Raw genomic sequence first — 5,911 nt, 5'->3', positions numbered from 1 at the left:
GGAATTCCTATTGCACTTGATACTGACGACGATAATGATACTATTTTGGATGTTGATGAGTTGAATTGTTCTATTTCACAGATAGATGCTCAAGACCCTAATCCCACTGTTACGGTAAATTATACAGATTTTGATATTACTTATACAGAGAGTGGTACTGCAACAGCTGGTCTTTTTACGAGCCCCACAGGTATTATAGGAATAGAGCCTAGTGCTGGTAACATGATGACCTATGATTTTACACCAAATGTAATGAATCTAGTATACCAAATAACTGATTTAGATACCCGAGAATTTATTCATTTAAATGTATATGATGGTTTTGGAAACAGAGTTTCTGATTTAACTGGTTTTATTACAGCAGATGTTTCAACTGGAGCTGCCCATACAACTGTTGCTACTGGAACTTATGGTTTAGATATTGATGTTTTGAACTCTGCTTCTGAAGGCGCTTTGGAAAATTATATTGAATTAACATTTCCTTTTGAAATAAGTAGAATTGAAATTGAGTATGACGCTAATACTTCAGGCGGTTTCTCTCAAGGTACTGGGAGTCCAGAATATTATATAATTTCTGCTTGTATTCCTGTTGATACTGATGGGGATGGTGTTGATGATTATTTAGATATAGATTCAGATAATGATGGTATATTGGATAGTATTGAATTAACTAATGATTTTGATGGTGATACAATACCAAACTTTAGAGATTTAGACAGCGATAATGACGGAGTATTTGATGTAGTTGAAGCTGGACATTCAGCTATTGATTCAGACAATGATGGTATTATAGATGGAGTACCTGCTGATTTTGGATTCAATGGTTTATTTAATAGTTTAGAAAGTGATGATACTCTTTCTGCAACAATTAACTATACTTTACTAGATTCTGATGCAGATACAGCTTTTAATTTTTTAGATATTGATGATGATGAAGACGGAATTAATACAATAGATGAAGATTCAAATGCAGATGGTAATCCTTTGAATGATGATAACGACAGTGACGGAGTGCCAAATTATTTAGATTTAGATAGTGATAACGATGGTATTCTTGACGCAACAGAAGGGAATATTAATACAGATGGTGATACCTATGCTGACTATATTGACTTAGATAGTGATAATGATGGTATTTCAGATATAATTGAAGCTGGAGGTGTAGATATCGATGGTGATGCACATGTTGATTATCCAACACCTGGAGATCCAACCTCAATGACCGATGGGAATAACAATGGTTTAGAAGATGGTGTCGAAGCAAGCCCATTGCCTATTCCTAATAGTGATGGAGATTCAGTTGCAGACTATATAGATATAGATTCTGATGGAGACGGTATCGTTGACAATATAGAAGGACAAACTACAGTAGGATATAATGCTCCATCTGGTAACGACACTGATGGAGATGGTCTTGATAACAACTATGATGCTGATAATGAATTGATTATTGGAATAGGTGGCGGCGGAGTATTGGTTCCTGTAATTCCAGTTAATACTGATGGAACTGATGCTATACCAGATTATTTAGATACTGATACAGATGATGATGGCGATTTAGATATTCTTGAAGGTTGGGACACTAATAATGACGGAGTTATAACTCCTCCTGGTGAATCTGCACCTACAGGTGGAGATGATGATAATGACGGACTGGATAATGGTTTCGATGTAGATGATACTCTTTTAGACCCAACTAATGGAGGAACTTTACCAACAGACTTTCCAAATTTAGACCCAACTCCACTTGATACTGATCGTGATTGGAGAGAAGCTCTAGATATTGATAATGATAATGATGGTATCGATGACCCAATAGATTTAGATGATGATAATGATGGTATTCCAGATGTAGATGAAGGAGGAGATGTCTTAGATACAGACGGTGACGGGATACCTAATAGATTTGATCTAGATTCAGATAACGATGGTATTTATGACCTTGTTGAATCGGGACAATTAAATGGAATAGATGTATTAGATAATGTTTCTGATGGAATAATTGATGGTGCCGATACTAATTCAGGTAGTAATGGATTATTTAATTTAATTGAGACAGATGATACACCAACAGCTACTCTCAATCAACCAACAGCCGATTCTGATGCTGATGGTAATTTTGATGCTTACGAATTAGACGCTGACAACGACGGATGTTTTGATGTCAATGAAGCAGGGTTTGGATCTGAAGACACCGAACCTAACGGTAGGTTAGGTGCTGATATTAGTTTGATAGTTGATGCTAATGGAGTAGTGGATTTAGCAGCTTCAGGATTAACCCTTGGTTATACAACGCCTATCGATAATAACAATGGTGATGGAACTGGTAATGGTATTTTCGATTTCCAAGAACCAGGTGTATTTGTACAACCGATAGTTACGGATCCACTAAGTCAAACCATCATAATAAATGCAAATGTTACATTTAATACTGATAATCAAACAGTAACATTCCTTTGGGAAGAAAGTACCGATGGAGGTACTAATTGGAGTACAGTTAATAATGGAGGTATTAATCCAGTATACAGTGGGACTACAACAAATGCTCTTACATTAACAGGAGTGCCAGGTTCGTATAATGGTTACCAATATAGAGTTACCTTATCGTCTCCAGCGTTAGTATGTAGTGGTACAGAAACATCTGCACCAGCCATATTAACTGTAGATAGTGATTTCGATGGTGATGGTGTTGGTGATATGGCCGATTTAGATGATGATAATGACGGGATTCCTGATTCTATTGAATTAAATGGCTTAGATCCTTTAGCAGATGATGATTCCGATGGTGTTCCTAATTATTTAGATGATCAGCCAGGCAATCCAGCTGTTGGTGATGCTAACGGAATTGTGGAGCCAGCTTATGATTTCGATGGGGATAATACACCAAATCATTTAGATATTGATAGTGATAATGACGGTGTTTATGATGTAAACGAAGCAGGTCATCCTTTTCTTGATACGGATGGTGATGGTTTTATAGACGGAGCAGATACAGGCTCTGGAGCTAATGGATTATTTGACGGTGTAGAAACAACTCCAGAAGTAGATCCAACAATTAACTACACGATTACAGATTCTGATAATGATGGTAACGACAATTTCTTAGACACCGATGATGATAATGATGGTATACCAACTGCTAATGAAAATGCTGATCCTAATGGAGATGGTAATCCTAGTGATGCTGTAAATACTGACGGAGATGGTCAACCTAACTACTTAGATATAGATGATGATGGAGATGGTATTTTAACAAGCTCTGAAGGTACTAGTAACCCAGATGGAGATGGTAGAGCAAATTATCTTGATTTAGATTCAGATGACGATGGTATTTCAGATAATGTAGAAGCGCAATTAACAATTGGTTATACTGAACCTAGTGGTTCAGATATAGATAACGATGGTCTGGATGATGCATACGATAATGATACTAGTGGTTTCCCAAATTCTAATGGAATTGCCCCTGTAAATACAGATGGAGGCTCACCTTTTGGTGACGCAACTCCTGATTATTTAGACTCAGATAGTGACGGAGATACTGTTCCAGATAGCATTGAAGGTCATGACATTGATCAAAATGGATTACCAGATAATACACCAATTGGTGATACCGATAATGATGGTTTAGATGATGCTTATGATGGTTCTGTTGGAGATTATGCTGACCCTAATGGTTTAATTGTAACAACCAATCCTGCAACAGACCTACCTGATACTGACGGTACAGAAGATGTAAATTACAGAGATTTAGATGATGATGGTGATGGTGTTCATACACGTTATGAAGAGCCAGATCCAAATGGAGATGGAGATTTCTCAGATTCACAAAATACTGACGCAAGTACAGGCGATACAACACCAGATTATTTAGATGCTGATGACGATGGTGATGGAATTCCTACAGCTGATGAGAATCCAGATCCAAATGGCGACGGAAACCCAGCCGATGCAGTAGATACTGATGGAGATGGTATTCCAGATTATTTAGATGATGACGATGATAATGATGGTATTTCTACTGGTGAAGAAGGTAATGGAGATACAGATGGAGATGGTAGAGCAGATTATTTAGATATTGATGATGATGGAGATGGAATCATGACTATTATGGAAGGCGATTTCAGTACTGATGAAGATGCTGACGGACGACCAAATCATTTAGATTTAGATTCAGATGATGATGGCATTCCAGATAATGTAGAAGGACAAACAACAGCAGATTACGAACTTCCATCTGGACTAGATGACGATAACGATGGATTGGATAATACCTATGATAATTTTAGTAATACAAATCAGAGTAATTATTCATCGACAAATGGTATTCAAGCTGACGATGTAAATACAGACGGTACATCTAACCCTGATTATTTAGATACTGACGCTGATGGAGATGGAGTGTTAGATAGTATAGAAGGACATGATTATGACGCCGATGGTGTTCCAGACAATCAACCGATAGGTGATTCTGATAATGATGGTTTAGATGATGCTTACGATGGTTCGATTGGCGATTATGGAGATCCTAACGGGCTTTCAGTTGTAAATGACCCCGCTACAGATCTTCCAAATAGAGATTTAGATTTAGCTGGTGATATTAATTACCAAGATTTAGTTCAAGGAGATGCAGAAGTTGATTATAGAGATACAGACGATGATGGAGACGGTATCCCAACTTCTGAAGAAGACACTAATGGAAACGGAGATTGGTCAGATGACAATTGTGACAGTACTGATCCTTCAGATAATGATCCGTTCCCAGACTATTTAGATGCTACATCTTGTACTATAGTTCCTAATGGTTTTTCACCTAACGGAGATGGAGATAATGATCTATTTGTAATACCTGCACTATCAAGATTTAGCAATTTCATTATAGAAATTTACGACCGATGGGGTAATATAGTGTATGATTACAGTAACAATGGTAGGGCACGAGCTAACATTCAATGGTGGGATGGATTCTCAACAGGATCTAGAACCATTAAGAAAGGACAAAAAGTTCCTGTTGGAACATATTTCTACGTCATTGAGTATAATGAAGGAGGCCGAGGTCCAGACAAGGGTTGGGTTTATGTAAATTATTAGAGGTATGATGGTTAATAGATTATATAAAAGCATTACGATGAGAATTACAAGAGATATAATAAAGGGGTTAGCCATAGTACTGGTAGTTTTTCTACTGGGTTTCACATCGTTTGATGTAGAGGCTCAGCAAGATCCTCAGTATACCCAATATATGTTCAATATGAATATTGTTAATCCGGCTTATGCTGGTAGTCGTGGTACGTTGAGTATAGGTGTTTTAGGCAGAACCCAATGGGTTGGTATCGACGGAGCTCCAAAAACGGTTACAGCAGCAATCCATGCGCCAATTGGTAAGAATTTAGGTGCGGGCTTTTCGGCAATAGCAGATGAGTTAGGTCCTGTAAAAGAGCAGAATATCTATGCAGATATTTCGTATACAGTATCAACATCAGAAGAGGGTAGATTGGCTTTTGGATTAAAAGGAGGTGTGAGTTTATTTAATACCAACTTTGCCAATATTATTTTACCACAAACTCCAAGAGGAGCGGATCGATTCTTTGATGAGGATATTAATAAGACGTTTCCAAACTTTGGAGCAGGTATTTACTATTATAATGAACGATTCTATATAGGCTTATCGGCGCCAAACTTTTTAGAGACCTTACATTTTGAGAAGGAGAACAATACAATTACAAGAGCATCAGAAGAGACCCATTATTTTTTAACGAGTGGTTATGTTTTTGAGTTATCAGAGACATTAAAGTTCAAGCCATCGGTAATGTTAAAAGGCGTACAAGGTTCACCATTATCTGTAGATGTGTCAACAAACTTTTTGTTTAATGAACGATTTGAGGTTGGTGCAAACTATAGGTTAGATGATTCG

The 5,911-nt window shown here is 37.3% G+C and carries 2 protein-coding genes; both read left to right on the top strand.

Annotated features, from left to right (window positions below; genetic code table 11):
* The coding region (locus AC3IF2_RS13200) for a T9SS type B sorting domain-containing protein (RefSeq protein WP_489168023.1) at positions 1-5,088 on the top strand (5,088 nt) is incomplete at its 5' end.
* 37 nt (positions 5,089-5,125) lie between these two features.
* On the top strand, positions 5,126-5,911 hold a 786-nt coding region (locus AC3IF2_RS13195), incomplete at its 3' end, for a PorP/SprF family type IX secretion system membrane protein (RefSeq protein WP_489168022.1).

The sequence above is a fragment of the Maritimimonas rapanae genome, assembly GCF_057837205.1.
This window is presented reverse-complemented; position numbering and strand designations above follow the sequence as displayed.